This is a genomic window from Methylobacterium hispanicum (assembly GCF_022179285.1).
GTDB lineage: Bacteria > Pseudomonadota > Alphaproteobacteria > Rhizobiales > Beijerinckiaceae > Methylobacterium > Methylobacterium hispanicum.
In genome coordinates this window covers 15,683-34,845 of the sequence record NZ_BPQO01000012.1, presented here as the reverse complement: position 1 = coordinate 34,845, position 19,163 = coordinate 15,683, and the positions used below count along the sequence as shown (strand labels likewise).

Sequence of the window (19,163 nt, the reverse complement as noted above, 5' to 3'; positions counted from 1 at the left end):
CGAGACGGCTCGGGGGCTGCTTGGCCGGCCCGAACGTATCCCGCACGTCCAGCGGTATGGCGGCTTCCTCTCCAACGTCCGGACGGTGCCGAACAGCATGAACGAACCGGACTACACCGCGGTAGCCACCCGTTACGGCCTGCCGGGACCTGAGGTCAGTGCGTACGACTGGCCCCGGACAGAGATTCAGGACTCGGGTCTCCCGTTCGTGCACAGAGGGGCGTAGCGTGCCGGTTGAGGCGCTGGAGCCCGCAGGATAAGCGGGATCGCTCTGGGCGGGTGGGGGAGCCGTGCCGACTTTGAAGGCGCCTGCCGACGCAGATCTTGCGCGGCTGATCAGGGCCGTGGCGGAGGGCGACCGCACAGCCCTGCGCGCACTCTATGACGCGACCGCCCCGAAACTTCTCGGGATCATCCTGCGTATCCTGCGGGATCGGGGCGCGGCCGAGGATGCGCTGCAGGAGGTCTTCGTGCGCGTCTGGCAGCGGGCAGCCACCTATGATGCGCAGGCTGCCCCATCGCTCGTCTGGCTCGGTGCGATCGCCCGGCACAAGGCGATCGATCGGCTCCGGCAGGACAAGGCCGCGCGTCTGACACAGGCCGACGAGAACTGGCTCGAGCGCCTCGCCGACACACGCGACGGCGAGGCAGACCTCGCCCGTCGAGACGCCCTCGCGCATTGCCTCGAAGCCGTCGAGCCCAGCCAACGCGACTGCCTCCTCCTGGCGTACTGCGAGGGCTGGTCACGCGAGGAGCTGGCGGCGCGGCACGATCGTCCGGTCAATACGATCAAGACGTGGCTGCGTCGTGGCCTCATCAGCCTGCGCGGTTGCCTGGAGGCGTCATGAGCGGCGAGACACGAACGGGCGCCGTGCCTTTCTGGGACGAAGATCGGGACGGGGCGGCGGGTGAGTACGTGCTCGGCACCCTGACCGCCGAGGAGCGCGCCGCCTTCGCCGAGGCGCTGGAGCGCGACGCGTCCCTGCGCGCAGCGGTAGCAGCGTGGGAGGTGCGGCTCTCACCGCTCGCGGCCGCGCCCCGGGCCGTCGAACCCGCCCCGGGCGTGTGGGACGGGATCGAGGCGCGGATCGCGCAGGCGCCCGCAGCCGTATCCGCCGATGGTGGGGCGCGCATTCGGAGGCTGGAGCGCAAGGTGCGAAACTGGCGCCTCGCGGCGGGGGCGGCGACCGCGCTCGCGGCCGGCCTGGCCCTCTGGCTGGCCCTCGGCCTGCGCCCCACGGGCACGGAGCGGCAGTATCTCGCCGTGGTGGATCGCGGCGGCGCTCTGCCCGCTCTGATCGTGCGGGTCGATCTCGACAGCGGCACCGTGCAGGTCCGCAGCCTCGCCGCGGAGACGCCGCCGGACCGCAACCTGGAGCTCTGGTACGTGGGGGCAGGCGCCGCGCCGCGCTCCCTGGGTCTCATCACGGAGGGCGTCGCCCGGCGGCCCATACCGGCTGCCCTGCGTGCGGACGCGGACGGTATGAGCCTAGCGGTCTCGGTGGAGCCGAAGGGCGGTTCGCCGACCGGCGTACCGACCGGTCCGGTCATCTATTCGGGCAAGCTCGTGCGCGAGTGAGGCGGGCTCCGACGTCTGCCGGAGCCCGCTCGGAGGGGATCAGGGCATCAGCACGCCGTTGATGACGTGGATCACGCCGTTCGACTGCATCACGTTGGCGATGGTGACACGGGCGGTGTTGCCCTTGGTGTCGGTCACGGTCAGGCCCTTGCCGCCGCGCGCCATCGCCACGGTGAGCGGCTCGCCCTGTGCGGTCTTCAGCGTGGCCTCGCCGCCGCCCTGTCGGACCAGCTTCATCAGCTCCTTCGACGTGTAGGTGCCCGGCACCACGTGGTAGGTCAGGATGCCGGTGAGCTGGGCCTTGTTCTGCGGCTGGACCAGCGTCTCGACCGTGCCCGGCGGCAGCTTGCCGAAGGCCGCGTTGGTCGGCGCGAACACGGTGAAAGGGCCGGGGCCCGACAGCGTGTCGACGAGGCCCGCGGCCTTCACGGCGGCGACCAGCGTGGTGTGGTCCTTCGAATTGACCGCGTTCTCGACGATGGTCTTGCTCGCGAACATCGGCGCGCCGCCGACCATCGGATTCTTGGCCAGAGCCGGGGTGGCGGCCACGAGAGCGAGGCCGAGAGCGAGGCGGAGAAGGGTCGTGGACATGGTGTCTCCCTGGAGGTGCGCCCTATGGGGGCGTCGCGAGCCCCTACGGAGGCCAGGGGTGGGAAAGTTTCAGCCTTGCGTCCCGGCGATGCTTAAAAAATCGAACGGGTCGCCGGCCGACAAGCCCAGTCGCCGCGACGTGCTCGGCCAGAGCGTCCGAATGGGGCGGGCTCTCGCGCCGCGCCCGGAACCGGGCGACCCGCTCCCAACCCCGTCCAGGGATGCGGGCGATCCCGGTTCGCCGAGCCGCCGACGCATCGCCGCCGATCCTCCCGGATATGCGCTGACCCTTCAGGATCGCCGTCCGATCGGCGCAGGCGCAGCCAGCGGGTCCGGGCGGCAAGGGCGGCGCGATGGCCGCCCAGCGCCTGTCGAAGGCGAGAGCGTCCGGACGAACGCCAGCCCCCCGAAACGGCCTCGTTCGAGGCTCCGATCACATGGGAGGCGTCAAGCCGTCCCTGCCCACCGCGACGAGCTTTCCGTCGGTCTTGCCGCCATCCTTGGCCACCACGGCGAAGACCTTCGCGCCGGGGACAAGCCCCTGCTTGCCGGCCGGCTCGAAGGCGACGATCGGCGCATCCGAGGGCACGACGATCGTCTTCGCACCACCGTCCTTGCCGTAGCTCACGGTGAGCGTGCGCGCGCCGCCCTCCGCCGAGACCTTGCCGGCCCGAACGGTGCCGTGCGTCATCGCGCTCTTCACCTTCGAGCCGCCGGCCGTGTGATCGGTGATGGCGTCCCAGGCAGGGTCGTCGTCCGCCGGGCCCCGCTACACGGACTGGTCTCGCAATCTCGCACGGCGCGAGCCCTCTGCGCGATCGCCGGGGGCGCCGCATCACAATCGCGTTGACGCCCTGCGGACGACGGGGCCTCCACGACCGCGACTGCCTGCGGCACCGCGTCGGGTGACAGGCCTGCGCCTACGAGGTCGATGTCCGGACCTGCCGGTATCAGCCCGCGGCCGATGCGCCGCGGACGGTCGCAAGGTCGCAGGGCGTGAGCCCGGCTCTGCAGCGCTCTACCTGGGCGGCATGGATCGCGCCTTTCCCATGACCCGCGAGGCCGGCCTCGCTCGTCTCGCCGCCATCACCGACCGGCTCGGGCCACACTACGCGGCCGAGCGCAACATCGCACCCGGTCCGGACGCGGAGACGACGACATCGGCGCTCTCGCCCTACCTGCGACGCCGGCTGACCACCGAGCAGGAGATCGTCGCCCGAGCCCGGGAGGCGCATGGCGGAGCCGCGGAGAAATTCATCTCGGAGGTGTTCTGGCGGACCTACTTCAAGGGCTATCTCGAGACGCACCCGGCGATCTGGGCCGACTATCTCCGCCTCGTCGCCGCGGGCGAGGAGCAGCTTGCCACCGCGTCCGGGTTGCGCCGCGCCTACGAGCGGGCGGTGGCGGGACGCACGGGCATCGAGGGCTTCGACGACTGGGCGCGCGAACTCGTCGAGACCGGCTGGCTGCACAACCACGCGCGGATGTGGTTCGCCTCGATCTGGATCTTCACCCTGCGCCTGCCCTGGGCGCTCGGTGCCGACTTCTTCCTGCGCCACCTGCTCGATGGCGATCCGGCCTCGAACACCCTGTCCTGGCGATGGGTGGCGGGACTGCACACGCGTGGCAAGCACTACCTCGCCCGTGCCGAGAACATCCGCCGCCACACCGATGGCCGCTTCGATCCGGTCGGTCTCGATGAGCGGGCCGCCCCGCTGAGCGAGGTCGAGATCGCCCCGACAGTGCCGCTGGCACCGGCCGACCCGCTTCCTGCCGGCTCGGTCGCCTTGCTGATCCATCTCGACGACCTGCACCCGGAGAGCCTGCCGCTCGACCCCGCCCGCGTCGTATGCGTCGGCGGGCTGCTGGCCCACGCACCGGGCGCGAGCGAGGCGGTGCGGGCAGCCGACGCGGCGGCGATGGCGGACGCCCTGGCCCGAGCGGGGGCGCACTTCGCCTGCCCGGCCATGCCGGCGGATGCCGGCTGGTCCAGCGACCTTCCGGTGGTTGGTGCTTGGGCACCGGTCGGGCCGAGCGCCTCGAATCTGCCGGCCGGGGTTCTGCGGCTGCGCCGAACCTGGGACGAGGCGAGTTGGCCGCACGCGACGCGCGGCTTCTTCAGGATGCGCACGGCGATCCCGCGCATCCTCGACGCCGTCGCGGCGTAGGGAGACCGATCATGGTGAGTCGCCGCGAGGTCGGTGCGGCCGCCCTCATGGCCGCGAGCCTTCTGCCCCGTCGGGCGCAGGCCCGCGACGCACCCCCTCCGCTCGCCGCAGGGCGGCCGATGCGCATCGCCATGCTGCTCTATCCGGGCATGACGGCCCTCGACGTGGTCGGCCCGCACGACTTGCTCGCGGGCCTCGCACCCGGCAGCCTCCATCTCGTCGCCCGGACTCCCGGCCCCGTACCGAGCGACACCGGCATCGGCCTGCTTGCCACGACGAGCTTTGCCGCCTGTCCCGCCGACCTCGACGTGCTGTTCGTGCCCGGCGGTGACGGTACCCCCGCCCAGATGCGCGACGCCGCCACGCTCGCCTTCCTGCGGGACCGGGCGGGTCGCGCGCGCTGGGTCACGGGCGTCTGTACCGGTTCGCTGATCCTCGGGGCCGCGGGGCTGCTCGACGGATACCGCGCGACCTCGCACTGGTGCGTGCGCGACACCGTGCTGCCCCTCCTCGGCGCGGTCCCGGTCGATGAGCGCGTGGTGTTCGACCGAAACCGGATCACCGCGGCGGGCATCTCGGCCGGGCTCGACTTCGCCCTCGCGCTCGCCGCCCGCCTGCGGGGTGACGACTATGCGCGAACGGCCCAGCTCGTCGCGGAATATGCGCCGCAGCCGCCCTTCGCGGCGGGTAGCCCGGCAAAGGCGGGACCAGCGATCACGCGCGGGGCGCTCGCGATCCTCGGCGATCTCGTCGCCGAGGCGCGAGCGGCCGCAACCGCAAGTCGCCCCCGTTAGCCGCGCGCTTCGGGCGGATGCGAGAGGTCGCGCGGGGCGAGCGCAGAGGCTGACGCGGCCGCTCGCTTCACGCTATGAGCCGGAACCGTCGAAGATCCCATTCCGCATGTCACACCCGTCCGACCTGTCCGACGTCCACGACACCGAACGCCTGAACGCCCTCGCTTCCTACGGCATCCTCGATACGCCGGCGGAGGAGGGATTCGACGACGTCGTCCAGCTCGCCGCCGAGCTCTGCGCCGCCCCGGTGGCGCTGGTCAGCCTGGTTGCCGACAGTCGGCAGTGGTTCAAGGCCCGCCTGGGTTTCCCGGACTGCCAGACCGACCTCGACCGGTCGGTCTGCGTCCACGTCCTGTCCGCACCGGATCTGCTGGTCATACCCGACCTGACCCAGGATCCGCGGACTCGGGCCAATCCCCTCGTGGTCGAGGATCCGCACCTGCGCTTCTACGCGGGCGCGCCGCTGCGCAGCCCCGAGGGCCATGTGCTCGGCAGCCTGTGCGTGATCGACGGCGCGCCGCGGCCGGACGGCCTGACCGCCTCACAGGCCCGCGGGCTGCGGGCGCTGGCCCGGCAGGTGATGAGCCAGCTGGAGATCCGCCGCGCCGTCGCGGCCCGCGACGTGGCCCTGGCGGAGCAGGCGGCCACCATCGCGCAGCAGAACGCCCTGATCGCCACACAGGCCGACGTGCTGGCGGCCGGCGGCGACCTCGACCGCATCCTCGATGCGCTCCTGGCCGGGGCCATGCGCGCCGTCCCGCAGGCCGAGGGCGGGGTGATCGAACTCCTGGACGACGACACTTTGCTCTACCGCACGACCCGTGGCCGCCTGACGGACCGGCAGGGTTTGCGCGTCCCGCTCGACGGCAGCCTGTCGGGCGCCTGCTTCCGCGGCGGCGAGGCCCTGCGCCTGGACGACGTGCGGGCGGATGGCCGCGTCAACCAGGACCTGGCCGCGCGCATGGGCCTGCGCGCCTGCGTGATGGCGCCGATCAAGCGCGGATCCGACACGGTCGGGGTCCTCAAGCTCCAGTCGGACCGGGCCGGAGCGTTCGCCGAGCTCGACCTCCGGGCGGCGCGCCTGTTCGCCGGCATGATCTCGGCGGGGCTGGCCCAGGCCAGCGAAGCCGAGGCGCGCCGGGCCGGGCAGGTCAGCGAGGGTCGCTACCGCGCGCTGTTCGACAGCGCGACCGACTACGCCATCCTCCTGCTCGACCTCGCCGGCCGGATCGTCGATTGGAACGCGGGTGCTGCGCGCATCCTCGGCTGGTCGCCGGAGGAGGTGGCGGGGCTCACCACGGACCTGATCTTCACGCCCGAGGACCGGGAGGCGGGCATACCGGCCCAAGAACTGCTGACGGCGGCTCGCGAGGGGCGGGCGCTCGACGAGCGCTGGCATCTGCGCAAGGACGGCACGGCCTTGTGGGCGTCCGGCGAGCTGATGCGGCTGCAGGATCCGGCCGGAACCCATCAGGGATACGTCAAGTTCCTGCGCGACCGCACCGCGCAGCACGCGGCCGGCGAAGCCCTCCGCACGGCCGAGGCCAACCTGCGGCGCGCGCAGGCGGCCGGCGGGGTCGGCCTGTTCACCGTCAGCATCGCGGACGGCCTCCTCCACCCCACTCCGGAATTCTGCCGTCTCTACGGCCTGCCCGTGCGAGAGAGCTACCCGGCAGGCGATTTCGAGCGGCTGATCGTCGCCGAGGACCGGCACTTGATCTCGACGGCCGAGACCCGCCGCAGCGGCCGGCCACCCCGCGACGTCGAGTACCGCATCCGCCGGCCGGATACCGGCGCCCTGCGCTGGATCGCCCGCCGGGGCGAGATTGAGCGCGACGCCCGGGGCCGGCCGGTCCGGTTCTCGGGCGTGGCGCGCGACATCACCGAGCAGCGGCGCGCCGTCGATGCCCTGGCGCGCAGCGAGGAGCGCTTCAGGATGATCCTGGACACGATCGAGGCGGCCTTCGCCATCGTCGAGGTCAAGTTCGACGCCGACGACCGGCCGGTCGATTACCGCTTCCTCGAGGCCAACCCGGCCTTCGAGCGGGAATCCGGCGTCAACCTGCGCGGCAAGTGGGTGACGGAGTTCGCGCCGGACCTCGAACGATTCTGGTTCGAGACCTACGGGCGCGTCGCCAAGACCCGGGAGCCCGCGAATTTCGAGAGCTATGCGGAGGCCTTCAAGCGCTGGTTCGACGTGCGCGCGGTGCCCGTCGGGGAGCCGGCCGACCGCCAGATCGCGATCATCTTCAACGACGTGACCGCCCGGCGGGTCGCGGAGGAGCGCCTGCGCGCCAGCGAGGCGCTCGCGCGCGAGAACGTGGAGCGCGTCCAGCTCGCGCTGGCGGCCGGCGCGATCATCGGCACCTGGCACTGGGACCTGCCCACCGATCGGTTCGCGGTCGACGAGGCCTTCGCGCGCAGCTTCGGCCTCGACCCGGCGCTCGGGCGCGAGGGCATCCCGCTCGCCCAGATCGTCGCGACCGTGCACCCCGACGACCAGGCGGGGCTGGCCGAGGCGATCCGGGAGGCGATCGCCCGGGGAGGCGCCTACGCCCACCAGTACCGCACGCGCCGGACGGACGGGAAGTACTACTGGCTGGAGGCCAACGGCCGCGTGGACCACGCGCCGGACGGCACGCCGCTGAGCTTCCCCGGCGTCCTCATCGACGTTGAGGAGCGCCGCGCCGTCGAGGCCGAGCGCGACCGGGCCATCGCGGCGCTGCGCGCCCTCAACGAGACCCTCGAGCAGCGCGTGGCCGAACGGACCGACGAGCTGATGCAGACCGAGGAGAAGCTGCGCCAGTCGCAGAAGATGGAGGCGGTGGGCCAGCTCACCGGCGGCCTCGCGCACGACTTCAACAACCTGCTGGCGGGCATCTCCGGCTCCCTGGAACTGATGGGCACGCGGATCGCCCAGGGCCGCCTGTCGGACGTCGACAAGTACATGGCCGCCGCCCAGGGCGCGGCCAAGCGCGCCGCCGCCCTGACGCACCGGCTCCTCGCCTTCTCCCGGCGCCAGACCCTCGACCCGCGCCCGACCAACGTGAACGCGCTCGTGGAGGGCATGACCGACCTGATCCAGCGCACGGTCGGGCCGAGCATCCCGGTCGAGGCCGTGGGGGCGACCGGCCTCTGGCCGGCGCTGGTCGATCCGAGCCAGCTCGAGAACGCGCTCCTGAACCTCTGCATCAACGCCCGCGACGCCATGCCGGACGGCGGGCGCATCACGGTCGAGACCGCCAACCGCTGGATGGACCGCGAGGCCGCCCGCGCCCACGAGATCCCGGAGGGCCAGTACCTGTCCCTGTGCGTGACCGACACCGGCACCGGCATGCCACCCGAGATCGTCGCGCGCGTCTTCGAGCCCTTCTTCACAACGAAGCCGATCGGCCAGGGCACGGGCCTCGGCCTCTCGATGATCTACGGCTTCGCCCAGCAGTCGGGGGGGCAGGTCCGGATCTACTCGGAGGTCGGCCAGGGCACCACGGTGTGCATCTACCTGCCGCGCTACTACGGCGACGCCTCACCGGACGAGGGCGGCGTCGAGCGCACGCCTGCCGCCTTCGCGGAGGCCGGCGAGACCGTGCTGGTCGTGGACGACGAGCCCTCCGTGCGCATGCTGGTGACGGACGTGCTCTGCGATCTCGGCTACGCGGTGATCGAGGCCGCCGACAGCGTCGCCGGCCTCAAGGTGCTGCGCTCGGACGTGCGCATCGACCTGCTGATCACCGATGTCGGCCTGCCCGGGGGCATGAACGGCCGGCAGATGGCCGATGCGGGCCAGGACGTCCGCCCGCAGCTCAAGACCCTGTTCATCACCGGCTATGCCGAGAACGCCGCCGTCGGCAACGGCCACCTGCGGCCGGGCACGCAGGTGCTGACCAAGCCGTTCGCGATCGATACGCTGGCCTCCCGGGTCCGCGCGCTGATGAGCCTTTAGGGCGTCCGGGCACGGCTGCCGGGCCGGGCCGCCGCCTCAGGGAGAGGCCGGCCCGGCGACCGGGAAATCGAGGCGCACCACCACGCCGCCCTCCGAGCTGTGCCGGAGGACGCCGCCGAGCTGGCTCGCCAGTCCCTGGCAGATGCGGAAGCCGAGACTCCTGCCGGCCTCTGGGTCGAACGCGGCGGGCAGACCCCGCCCGTCGTCGGCGATGGTCAGCATCAGGCGCTCCGGCGTCAGCTGGTCCAGCCGGACCGTGATGGTGCCGCGCCCACCCGGGACGAAGGCGTGCTTGAGGGCGTTGGTGACCACCTCGACCACGAGGAGGGACAAGGTCGTCAGGCGTGGCAGGTCGAGCTGGACGTGGGAGGCATCGACCAGGCAGACGACGTTGCGTGCGCCGGTCGCGTCGAGCAGGTCGGAGCACAGCTCCTGCAGGTACCGGCCGACCGGCTGGCTCACCCGCTCCGGGTCGTAGAGGCGCCGGTGGATCCGGGAGATCGTCTCGAGGCGCACGCGCGCCTCGTCCAGGGCCGACAGCGCCGCCGACGGATCCGCGCCGACCTTCCTCTTCTGAAGGGTGAGCAGCGCGGCGACGAACTGCATGTTGTTGGCGACGCGGTGCTGCAACTCCTGGAACATGGTCCGCTGCTGCTCGTACAGCGTCGCGGTGACGGCACGCTCGGCCTGCAGGCGCGTGCCGGCGCGCTGCATGAGGTGGATCAGCGCGATGTCGACCCCCACGATGCCGGCATAGAACAGCAGCGCGAGCGCGGTCGCCCCGTCCAGCGCGTAGGATCCGGTCGGCGGCAGGAAGAAGTACCAGGCGGAGAGGCCGCACAGCACCGCGCAGACGATGCCCGGCCGCAGGCCGCAGAAGAAGGTCGTGAGGATCACGGCCGGGAAGAAGGTCAGGTAGGGAAAGCCCGGCGGCAGCACGTCGTCGACCGCGAAGCGCAGCGCGAGCGCGATTCCGGTCGCCGCCACGGCCGCGACGTCGCCCATCCAGGGATGGGCGCGCAGCCGCCCCGTGAGGTGGGCCAGGACGCGGAGATCGGGTCGATGCCGTGACGTCGCGGTCGAGCTGATGAGGACACTCCCGTTCGGGTGAGGCCGGCCGGGCGGCCCGCCATGCGCACCCGCACCGTTACGGCGAACCCGGCCTTAACAGGTGCTTAACGGCCCGGCGGCGCCGGTGCCGAAGGTCTCGATCCGGCATCACGCGGGTCCCAGCGCGCGATCGGCGATTCGCGCGCGGCACACCCGGCCGCGGCGGCTACTTGTCGAAGATGGCCTGGAGGGCGGCCCGCTCTTTCGTCGCCGGCAGCGCGATGAGCGCCAGGATCCGGGCCTTGTCCGGCGTGAGGTCGCCCGCGAACACCGCGCCGGCCTTGAGCAGCGTGTTGCCGCCGCCCTTGAAGCCGTAGACCGGCAGGGCGCGCCCGTCGTAGACCTTGGTGGCCACGATGACCGGAACGCCCTTGGCGATCACCTCGGCGATGGCGTCGTGCATCTCCGCGTTCATGTTGCCCCAGCCATAGGCCTCGACCACGATCGCCTCGGCGCCGGTCTCTGCCGCGTGGCGGACCTGACTGCCGTCGGCGCCGGCATACATCGCGACCAGATCGATCCGCGGCATCCGCTCGGGCAGCGGCAGGGTCTGGCGCCGCAGCGACTTCCGGCTGAAGACGACCCGGTCCTCGTCCACGTAGCCGAGGATGCCCGCATCCCCCGAATTGAAGGTCTCGACGTTGCTCGTGTGGGTCTTGCGGACCTCGCGCGCCGCGTTGATGCGGTGGTTGAGGGTCACCGTGACCCCGAGGCCGGCCGATCCGTCCGCCAGGATCTGGCGCGCCGCGTTGAGGAGGTTGCGCGGGCCGTCCGCGTCCCAGTCGGACGCGTTGCGCTGCGCGCCGACCAGCACCACCGGCTTGTCGCTCTTCAGCGTCAGGTCGAGGAAGTAGGCGGTCTGGTCGAGGGTGTCGGTGCCGTGCAGGACGATCGCGCCCCGAACGCCCGGGTCGGCCAGGATCTCATCGACCTTGCGCGACAGCGCCGGCCAGCGGTCCGGCCCCATGTAGTCGCTCGGGACGTTGCTGAACTCGGTGACCGCGATGGTGGCGATGTCCTTCAGCTTCGGCACGGCCGAGACGAGGTCCTCGCCCGACAGCGCCGGCACCGGCGCATGGGTGGTGGGGTCGAGCTTCATCGCGATCGTGCCGCCGGTCGCGACCACGGCGATCTTCGGAAGCTCCGCGGCACCCGCCTGGGCCCCGAGCAAAGTCAAGCCGGCGAGGCCGAGCAGCGTTTGCCTGAGAAACTCTCCAGCCATACCCAAACCTCCGTCGCCGAGAATCGGCCATTCGAACACCCTGCACGACGCGAGGGTTCCTCACATCCGCGGTGATGCTTCGCGGGACGCACGACGCCGACCGGGACGACTTCCGCTCGCGATCTAACGACCTTTGCGGGTATGGGATAGACGCACTGCGGCGCTACGGATCTGGTCGGTAACGATGCACCCACCTGTCGCCCTCGTCGGGAACCTCGGGACCGACGACGAGGTCCGGTACCTCGCGGCATTGTCCGCCGCGATGCCCGAGGAGTGCGTCCGGCCGTTTCGCGCGCTGACGGAGATGGAACGGGCCACGGTCGAGGTCGCGGTCGTGGCCAACTCCGACCCCGCGGAGGTGGCGCGGCTGCCGCGCCTCGCCTGGATCCACTCCCTGTGGGCCGGTGTCGAGCGTCTCGTGCGGGATCTCGGCGCCGGGGCGCCGCCGATCGTGCGGCTGGTCGATCCCGAACTCGCCCGCACCATGGCCGAGGCCGTCCTGGCCTGGACCTACTACCTGCAGCGCGACATGCCCGCCTATCGGCGCCAGCAGGAGGCGGCGATGTGGCGCCCGCGGGCCTACCGCGCGCCGGCCGACACGACGGTCGGGCTGCTCGGGCTCGGCGCCCTCGGCGCCGCGGCGGCGCATCGGCTGCTCGAGGCGGGCTTCCGCGTGGCGGCCTGGAGCCGGTCGGCTCCGTCCGCGACGGCCCGCGCGGCGCTGCCGCCGATCGTGACCTGCGCCGGTCCCGACGCGCTGCCGGATCTCCTCGCGCGCAGCGACATCGTGGTCTGCCTGCTCCCGCTGACTGCGGAGACCCGCGGCCTCCTCGATGCGCGGCGGCTTGCCGCGATGAAGCCGGGCGGTGCCCTCGTCAACCTCGCGCGTGGGCCGATCGTCGTCACCGGGGACCTGCTCGCCGCCCTCGATGCCGGCCATCTCTCGCACGCGGTCCTCGACGTGTTCGACGCCGAGCCGCTGCCCGCCGGTTCCCCGCTGTGGCGGCACCCGGACGTCACGGTCCTGCCGCACGTCGCGGCTCCGACGAACCCCGTGACCGCCGCGGCCGTGGTCGCGGGCAACCTGCGCGCCTATCGGGCGACCGGGCGGATACCCGCCTCCGTCGATACCGCGCGCGGCTACTGACGCGCCTGCGCATCGCGTCCTCCCCGGGCCGAGCGCCGAAGCCGGGCCGGCCGGTCCACCGCCGCGTCGCACCCGTTGTCCTGAATCAAGGCGGCCGGGATGCCCCTCGATAGAAGGAGCCTTCGGGCGCGCGGGCCCTCGCGGATCGGGCCTGCCCGTCCGGACGGGGGCCGGGCAGGCGCACCGGGCGAGGCATTCGGATGGCGAGCGAGCGAGCCCATCGGGTCCACGAGCCGGTGCGCGCGCGGAGCGCGGCGATCCGCGGGCCGGCGGCGCGCCCGCTCGCCCCTCCCGACGCGACGGCCGACGATGCCCCCCACGACACGCGGCAGATCCATGCCCTGCCGGTCCCCGAGGTCCTCGGACGCTTCGGGACCGTCCCGCATACGGGTCTGACGGAGGCGGAGGCCCGCGCACGGCTCGCACGGTTCGGTGGCAACGTGATCGCCGCCAGGGAGCGGGCCGGCGCACTGGGCCTGCTCCTGCACCAGTTCGCGAGCCCCGTCGTCTACCTGCTCGCGGCGGCCGCCGCCCTGTCGCTCGCCTTCGGCGACTGGCGGGAGACGGCGGCGATCGTCGCGGTCCTGGCGGTCAATACCGGCCTCGGCTTCTTCACCGAACTGCGCGCGGCTCGCTCCGTCGAGGGATTGCGGGCCCTGTGCACGCATGCGGCCCGCGTGCGCCGCGACGGGCACGCGCGGGTGCTCGCCGCGGAGCAGCTCGTCCCGGGCGACATCGTGCTGGTCGAAGGCGGCGACGCCGTGCCGGCCGACCTCCGGCTGATCGACGCGTCGAACCTCGGCGTGGACGAGTCCATGCTCACCGGCGAGGCCGTTCCGGTGGACAAGTCGGCCGATCCGGTCGCCCCCGGCGCACGCTTGGCCGAGCGCGCCTCCATGATGTTCCGGGGCACCCTGGTGACCCGCGGCAGCGGCACGGGCGTCGTCGTCGCGACGGGGGCGGGAACCGAGCTCGGCCATGTGTCGCAGCTCGTCGAAGGCGCCGAGCCCGACGCCTCGCCGCTGGAGCGTCGCCTGGAGCGCCTGTCCGGCCAGATGGTCTGGGCGGTCCTGGCGACGGCCGCCCTCCTCGCCGGTCTCGGCGTGGCGGCCGGCAAGGACCTTCGCCTCATGGCCGAGGCGAGCATCGCGCTCGCCGTCGCGGCCATCCCGGAAGGCCTGCCGATCGTGGCGACCCTGGCGCTCGCGCGCGGCCTGTGGCGCATGGCGCGGAAGAACGCGCTGATCGAGCGCCTCGCGGCCGTCGAGACGCTCGGCGCCACCACCGTGATCCTGACCGACAAGACCGGCACCGTTACCGAGAACCGGATGACGGTGCGGCACCTGTCGCTGCCCTCGGGCGAGGTGGACCTGGCCGAGCCTGGCCGAGGCGGCGCCGGGGCCGAGCGTCTTCTCCGCGCGGCCATGCTCTGCAACGATGCGGCGCTCGGGCAGGGCCCGGGCGGGGCCAGCGGCGACCCGATGGAGCAGGCGCTGCTGCGGGCGGGCCGTGCCGGCGGGCTCGACCGTGCGGCGCTCCTGCGCGACTGGCCGCTCGTCGGAAAGCACGCCTTCGACGCGGCCACGCGGATGATGGCGACGGTCCACACCGCCGGGCAGGGGTACGTGGCGCTCGTCAAGGGCGCGCCGGAGGCGGTGCTCGCCGCCTCGCGCCGCGTCGGCGATGCGCAGTGCCCCGTCCCCCTCGACGGCGCCGCCCGGGACCTGTGGCGCCGCCGCGTGGAGGCCATGGGCGCGCGGGGCCTGCGGGTCATCGCCTGCGCCGAGGCCCCCCTGGCGGATGCGCGGGCCCGCCCGTTCGAGGATCTCGCCGTCCTGGGATTGATCGGGCTGGAGGACCCGGCGCGCGCGGACGTCCCGGCCGCGCTGGCGGCTTGCCGCGCGGCCGGCATCCGCGTGGTGATGGTCACGGGCGATCACGCCGTCACGGCCCGGAGCGTCGCCGAGTCGGTCGGGCTCGCGCGGCCGGGCGACCGGGTCGCGGAGGGCGTTCCGGGCGACGGGGATCCGGAGGGGCTCGCGGACGTCTCGGTCTTCGCCCGGGTGAGCCCCGCCGAGAAGCTGTCGCTGGTCCGGGCGTACCAGGAGAGAGGCGAGATCGTCGCCATGACCGGCGACGGCGTCAACGACGCCCCGGCCCTGAAACAGGCCGATATCGGCGTGGCGATGGGCGGGCGGGGAACCGACGTGGCGCGCGAGGCGGCCGCCATGGTCCTGCTGGACGACGCCTTCCCGACCATCGTCGGCGCGATCCGCGAGGGGCGGATCATCTTCGACAACATCCGCCGCTTCGTCGCCTACCTGCTGTGCTGCAACCTGAGCGAGGTGCTGGTCGTCGGGCTCGCGGTCCCGACGGAACTGCCGCTGCCCATCCTGCCGCTGCAGATCCTCTACCTGAACGTCGTGACCGACATGTTCCCGGCCTTCGCGCTCGCGCTGGGGGAGGGGCCGGACGACATCCTCGAACGCCCCCCGCGCGACCCGAAGGAGCCCATCCTCGGAAGCGCCCAATGGGTCCGGATCGCCGCCCACGCCGCCGCCATGACGGCCGCGACGTTCGGGGCCCTGGCGGTCGCCGCCCTGTGGCTCGGCCTCGACCGGGCCGGGGTGGTGACCGTGACGTTCCTGACGCTCGCCTTCACGCAGCTCTGGCAGATCTTCAACATGCGGGCCCCGGGCTCGCATCCGCTCCGCAACGAGGTCACCCGCAACCCCTGGGTCTGGGCCGCCCTGCTGCTTTGTACGGTGCTGCTCGTCGGGCCGGCCTACCTGCCTCCGGTCGGCGCCGTGCTCGGCATCGTCCCGCCCGATCCGGCCATGTGGGGCGTGATCCTCGGCGCGAGCCTCGCGCCGCTCCTCCTCGTCGAGCTCCGGGCGATGATCGTCGGCGAGCCGAGGCGGCCGAGGCGGCCGAGGCCCGCATGACCGCCGCCGGCCTCGGGGCGCGGGCCGAGGGCCAGCCTCACCGCTGCTCGAAGCGGGCCTGGAGGCTGTGGCCGTGCAGCTTTGCCGAAAGCACGACCTTCGTGCCCACCGCCAGCGGCGCCTTCAGGTCGCCGACGAGCCTGTTCGGAGCCGCAGGCCTCAGGGTCACGGTCTCCGTCCTACCCCCGGCCTGGATGAAGGCCTTGGCCGCCAGGCCGGCCGTGTCGACCGGCTTCCCCGCCTCGTCGCTGAGGAAGAACGTGACGCCGCTCTCGGTGGCGACGAACTCGACCGGATGGCCGTCCGAGACCGTGGTCTGGCCGCCGTTCGGGCCGGCGCCGAGCGCCGGCGTGGCGCCGAGCGCCAGGACGAGGGCCGCGGCGCGGAGTGCGGTGCGCATGGTGATGTCCCTTCTGGGTGGGTGAGGGCGGCCTCAGAACGCCTCGGCCGGGGTGGATCTCGGGGCGTCGGGCGAGGCCTCCGGCCGGCGCCGGGCCTCCGCCCGCAGCCGCTCGAGCGGCCCGCGGCCGAAGGTCAGGAAGAGGACCGGCGTCAGGACCGTGTCGAGGAGCGTGGCGCTGATCAGGCCGCCGAAGATCGTCACCGCCACCGGGTGCAGGATCTCCTTGCCGGGCGCGTCCGCGCCGACCAGCAGCGGCACCAGGGCGATGCCGGCCGAGAGCGCCGTCATCAGCACCGGCGCCAGCCGCTCCAGGCTGCCGCGGATCACGAGGTCGCGCCCGAACGGCATGCCCTCGTGGATCGCGAGGTTCAGGTAGTGGCTGATCTTGAGGATGCCGTTGCGCGTGGCGATGCCCGTCAGCGTGATGAAGCCGATCATCGAGGCGACCGAGAGCGGCTGCCCGGCGAGCCACAGGGCCGCCACCGAGCCGATCAGCGCCAGCGGGATGCTGCCGAGGATGATCAGCGTGAACACGACGGAACGGTAGCGGCTGTAGAGCAGCGCGAAGACCAGCGCGAGCGAGAGGAGCGAGAGCAGGCCGATGGTCCGGCTCGCCTCGGCCTGCGCCTGGAACGAGCCCTCCAGACTGGTGGCGTAGCCGTCGGGCAGGTGCGTCGCGGCGACCCTCTCCCGGATGGCCTGGACGATCCGGCCCATGTCGGCGCCGGCCTGCGTGTTGGCCTGGACCACGATGCGGCGGCGGGCGTTCTCGCGCAGGATCTGGTTCGGCCCGTCGGTCTCGCGGATGTCGGCGATCTGGCGCGCCGGCACCCAGCCCGAGGGCGTCTCGACCAGCATGTCGCCGAGGCGCTGGGTGGTGCGCATCGTGTCGGACAGCCGCATCACCACGGCGAAGCGGCGGTAGCCGTCGACCACGCGCGAGACGACCTGGCCGTTCGAGAGGCGGCTCAGCTGCTCCACCAGGGCCGCCGGCTGCACCCCGTAGAGGGCGGCCCGGGCGTAGTCGACGCGGATCTCGAGTTGCGGGATCAGCACCTGCTTCTCGACCTGCAGGTCGGCGATGCCCGGGATGTCGGCCACGCGCCGCCGGATGTCCTCGGCCAGCCCCCGCAGGGTGTCGAGATCCTCGCCGAAGATCTTGAGCGCGATCTCGGCGCGCACGCCCGACAGCATGTGGTCGAGCCGGTGCGAGATCGGCTGGCCGACGTTCACGCTGACCGGCAGCACCGCGAGGCGGCCGCGGATGTCGGCCACGAGCTCGCGCTTGGGCCGGGCCCCGGGCTTCAGGTCGATCTCCAGGTCGGAGGCGTGCACGCCTTCCGCGTGCTCGTCGAGTTCGGCCCGCCCGGTGCGGCGGCCGATGGAGCGCACGTCCGGCATGTCGAGGAGCAGGCGCTCGGCCACGAGGCCGATCCGGTTGCTCTCGGCGAGCGAGATGCCGGGGTTGAAGCTCATGTTGACCGTGAACGAGCCCTCGTTGAACGGCGGCAGGAAGGTGCGCGGCAGGAAGGCCGCGGCCAAGCCCGCGCCCGCCACCGCGAGGGCCGCCGCGACCATCACCGGGCGGGCATGCCCGAGCAGGGCGCGCAGCAGCGCGGCGTTGCCGCGCTTGAGGACGCGCACCAGCCCGCTCTCGTGCTCCTCCAGGCGCTTCAGGCCCGGCAGCAGGTAGTAGGCCAGCACCGGCGTCAGGGTGATCGAGACGAGGAGGCTTGCCAGGATCGAGACGATGTAGGCCTGCCCGAGCGGCGCGAAGAGCCGGCCCTCGATGCCGGAGAGGGCGAAGAGCGGCACGAAGACGAGCACGATCACCATCGTGGCGTAGACGATGCCGGAGCGCACCTCGTTCGAGGCCGAGACCACGACCTCGAAGACCGAGCGCGTATTGCCGGCCCGCCGGTTCTCGCCGAGGCGGCGGAAGATGTTCTCGACATCGACGACCGCGTCGTCGACGAGCTCGCCGATGGCGATCGCGAGGCCGCCGAGCGTCATCGTGTTGATGGACAGCCCGGCCGCGTGGAACACGATCGCGGTGGCCAGGATCGAGACGGGAATCGCAGTCAGCGAGATCGCGGTGGTGCGCACGTTCAGCAGGAAGGCGAACAGTACCACGGCGACGACGGCGACCGCCTCCATCAGCACGGTCTCGACGTTGCGGATCGAGGTCTCGATGAAGTTGGCCTGCCGGAAGATGAGCTGGTCGGCGCGCACCCCCTTGAAGGCGCAGGCCTCGCCCGCGGCCTCCGTCCGGGACGGGCCCCCGCGCTCCGGCGTCTTCCCGGCGCCGCAGGCGTTCAGGCCGGCGGTGATCTCCGCGAGCGCCGCCTCGACCTGACGGGTGAGCCGGACCGTGTCGACGCCCGGCTGCTTCTCCACCGAGACGACCACCGCGGGCGCGCCCATGTAGCCCGCATCGCCCCGCTTCACCCGGGCCGCGAACGAGACCTCGGCGACCTGCCGCAGGTAGATCGGCCGGCCCTGGACGTTGGCCACAACCAGGGTGCGCAGGTCGTCGAGGTCCATGGTCCGGCCGATGTTCCGGATCAGGTACTCGCGGGCGTACTGGTCGGTGAAGCCGCCGCCCGTGTTGGTGCCGAACTGCGCGAGCGCCGTCTCCAGCTGGGCGTGGGTGACGCCCAGCGCCCGCAGCGCCGTGGGCTGGGGCGCCACGCGGAACTGGCGCACCTCGCCGCCCATCGGGATCACCTGGGCGACGCCGGGGATCGAGAGCAGGCGCGGGCGGATGGTGAAGTCGGCGAGTTCCCGCAGCTGCATCGGCGAGACCGAGCCGCCGGAGAGCGCCACCATCACGATCTGGCCCATGATCGAGGAGACCGGGCCCATCATCGGGTTCACGGTGGGGGGCAGCTGCGGCCGCACCATCGCCAGCCGCTCGGAGACCTGCTGGCGGTTGCGGTAGATGTCGGTGCCCCAGTCGAACTCGACATAGATCACCGAGAGCCCGACGCCCGAGACCGAGCGGACGCGGGCGACGCCGGGCAGCCCGTTCATCTGCGTCTCGACGGGAAAGCTGACGAGCTGCTCGACCTCCTGGGGCGCCAGCCCCTCGGCCTCGGTCATGATGGTGACGGTCGGCCGGTTGAGGTCGGGGAAGACGTCCACCGGCAGCTTCGTGACGACGAAGCCGCCGTAGAGGACGAGCACCGCCGCGAGCGCCAGGACGAGCAGGCGGTTGCGCAGGGACTGCGCGACGAGGAGCGTGAACATCGGGCGCGTCTC

The 19,163-nt window shown here is 72.5% G+C and carries 13 protein-coding genes; 7 read left to right on the top strand and 6 right to left on the bottom strand.

Annotated elements, in window-relative coordinates:
• Positions 1-290: 290 nt before the first annotated feature.
• Both MFF56_RS14930 and MFF56_RS14925 read left to right on the top strand, forming a co-directional pair.
• Positions 291-848: a sigma-70 family RNA polymerase sigma factor gene (locus tag MFF56_RS14930; RefSeq protein WP_082772842.1), complete on the top strand. Its 558-nt coding sequence runs from the start codon at positions 291-293 to the stop codon at positions 846-848.
• Positions 845-1,579: an anti-sigma factor gene (locus MFF56_RS14925; RefSeq protein ID WP_066918885.1), complete on the top strand. Its 735-nt coding sequence runs from the start codon at positions 845-847 to the stop codon at positions 1,577-1,579. The genes MFF56_RS14930 and MFF56_RS14925 overlap by 4 nt, the downstream gene beginning before the upstream one ends.
• A 39-nt stretch (positions 1,580-1,618) precedes the next feature.
• On the opposite strand, the gene MFF56_RS14920 is transcribed toward MFF56_RS14925, so the two are convergent.
• A complete protein-coding gene (locus MFF56_RS14920; RefSeq protein WP_066918883.1) occupies positions 1,619-2,170 on the bottom strand; it encodes a fasciclin domain-containing protein in 552 nt (183 codons plus the stop codon).
• 433 nt (positions 2,171-2,603) lie between these two features.
• On the bottom strand, positions 2,604-2,861 hold the full coding sequence (locus tag MFF56_RS14915) for a hypothetical protein (protein ID WP_238230291.1): 258 nt from the start codon (positions 2,859-2,861) through the stop codon (positions 2,604-2,606).
• Between the two features lie 358 nt (positions 2,862-3,219).
• On the opposite strand from MFF56_RS14915, the gene MFF56_RS14910 reads away from it, so the two are divergent.
• The 3 genes from MFF56_RS14910 to MFF56_RS14895 all read left to right on the top strand — a co-directional run bounded on the left by MFF56_RS14910 (position 3,220) and on the right by MFF56_RS14895 (position 9,075).
• On the top strand, positions 3,220-4,338 hold the full coding sequence (locus MFF56_RS14910) for an FAD-binding domain-containing protein (RefSeq protein WP_082772841.1): 1,119 nt from the start codon (positions 3,220-3,222) through the stop codon (positions 4,336-4,338).
• A gap of 11 nt (positions 4,339-4,349) precedes the next feature.
• Positions 4,350-5,132: a DJ-1/PfpI family protein gene (locus tag MFF56_RS14905; protein WP_082772840.1), complete on the top strand. Its 783-nt coding sequence runs from the start codon at positions 4,350-4,352 to the stop codon at positions 5,130-5,132.
• 106 nt (positions 5,133-5,238) lie between these two features.
• A complete protein-coding gene (locus MFF56_RS14895) occupies positions 5,239-9,075 on the top strand; it encodes a PAS domain S-box protein (RefSeq protein ID WP_308445273.1) in 3,837 nt (1,278 codons plus the stop codon).
• A 36-nt stretch (positions 9,076-9,111) separates the two neighbouring features.
• Here the strand turns inward: MFF56_RS14895 and MFF56_RS14890 are convergent, their stop codons facing one another.
• Positions 9,112-10,080: a sensor histidine kinase gene (locus MFF56_RS14890; protein ID WP_066924547.1), complete on the bottom strand. Its 969-nt coding sequence runs from the start codon at positions 10,078-10,080 to the stop codon at positions 9,112-9,114.
• A gap of 271 nt (positions 10,081-10,351) precedes the next feature.
• On the bottom strand, positions 10,352-11,407 hold the full coding sequence (locus MFF56_RS14885; RefSeq protein ID WP_066924548.1) for an asparaginase: 1,056 nt from the start codon (positions 11,405-11,407) through the stop codon (positions 10,352-10,354).
• A gap of 184 nt (positions 11,408-11,591) precedes the next feature.
• On the opposite strand from MFF56_RS14885, the gene MFF56_RS14880 reads away from it, so the two are divergent.
• Both MFF56_RS14880 and MFF56_RS14875 read left to right on the top strand, forming a co-directional pair.
• Complete coding sequence (locus tag MFF56_RS14880) at positions 11,592-12,554, top strand: 2-hydroxyacid dehydrogenase (RefSeq protein WP_066924550.1); 963 nt, start codon at positions 11,592-11,594, stop codon at positions 12,552-12,554.
• Positions 12,555-12,754: 200 nt separating this feature from the next.
• Positions 12,755-15,499, top strand: coding sequence for a cation-translocating P-type ATPase (locus tag MFF56_RS14875; RefSeq protein ID WP_066924551.1), 2,745 nt, complete (start codon positions 12,755-12,757; stop codon positions 15,497-15,499).
• A gap of 37 nt (positions 15,500-15,536) precedes the next feature.
• Here MFF56_RS14875 and MFF56_RS14870 read toward each other — a convergent pair whose 3' ends face one another.
• Complete coding sequence (locus tag MFF56_RS14870; protein ID WP_066924553.1) at positions 15,537-15,899, bottom strand: hypothetical protein; 363 nt, start codon at positions 15,897-15,899, stop codon at positions 15,537-15,539.
• Between the two features lie 33 nt (positions 15,900-15,932).
• The gene (locus MFF56_RS14865; protein WP_238230289.1) at positions 15,933-19,151 is read right to left on the bottom strand and encodes an efflux RND transporter permease subunit; all 3,219 of its coding nucleotides are present in this window, start codon (positions 19,149-19,151) and stop codon (positions 15,933-15,935) included.
• Positions 19,152-19,163 lie beyond the last annotated feature (12 nt).

Bases quoted from the DNA above. Each gene is read 5' to 3' on its own strand.
- MFF56_RS14925 (WP_066918885.1), top strand. From the start codon at position 845: ATGAGCGGCGAGACACGAACGGGCGCCGTGCCTTTCTGGGACGAAGAT.
- MFF56_RS14920 (WP_066918883.1), bottom strand. From the start codon at position 2,170: ATGTCCACGACCCTTCTCCGCCTCGCTCTCGGCCTCGCTCTCGTGGCC.
- MFF56_RS14915 (WP_238230291.1), bottom strand. From the start codon at position 2,861: ATGACGCACGGCACCGTTCGGGCCGGCAAGGTCTCGGCGGAGGGCGGC.
- MFF56_RS14910 (WP_082772841.1), top strand. From the start codon at position 3,220: ATGACCCGCGAGGCCGGCCTCGCTCGTCTCGCCGCCATCACCGACCGG.
- MFF56_RS14905 (WP_082772840.1), top strand. From the start codon at position 4,350: ATGGTGAGTCGCCGCGAGGTCGGTGCGGCCGCCCTCATGGCCGCGAGC.
- MFF56_RS14895 (WP_308445273.1), top strand. From the start codon at position 5,239: ATGTCACACCCGTCCGACCTGTCCGACGTCCACGACACCGAACGCCTG.
- MFF56_RS14890 (WP_066924547.1), bottom strand. From the start codon at position 10,080: ATGGGCGACGTCGCGGCCGTGGCGGCGACCGGAATCGCGCTCGCGCTG.
- MFF56_RS14885 (WP_066924548.1), bottom strand. From the start codon at position 11,407: ATGGCTGGAGAGTTTCTCAGGCAAACGCTGCTCGGCCTCGCCGGCTTG.
- MFF56_RS14880 (WP_066924550.1), top strand. From the start codon at position 11,592: ATGCACCCACCTGTCGCCCTCGTCGGGAACCTCGGGACCGACGACGAG.
- MFF56_RS14875 (WP_066924551.1), top strand. From the start codon at position 12,755: ATGGCGAGCGAGCGAGCCCATCGGGTCCACGAGCCGGTGCGCGCGCGG.
- MFF56_RS14870 (WP_066924553.1), bottom strand. From the start codon at position 15,899: ATGCGCACCGCACTCCGCGCCGCGGCCCTCGTCCTGGCGCTCGGCGCC.
- MFF56_RS14865 (WP_238230289.1), bottom strand. From the start codon at position 19,151: ATGTTCACGCTCCTCGTCGCGCAGTCCCTGCGCAACCGCCTGCTCGTC.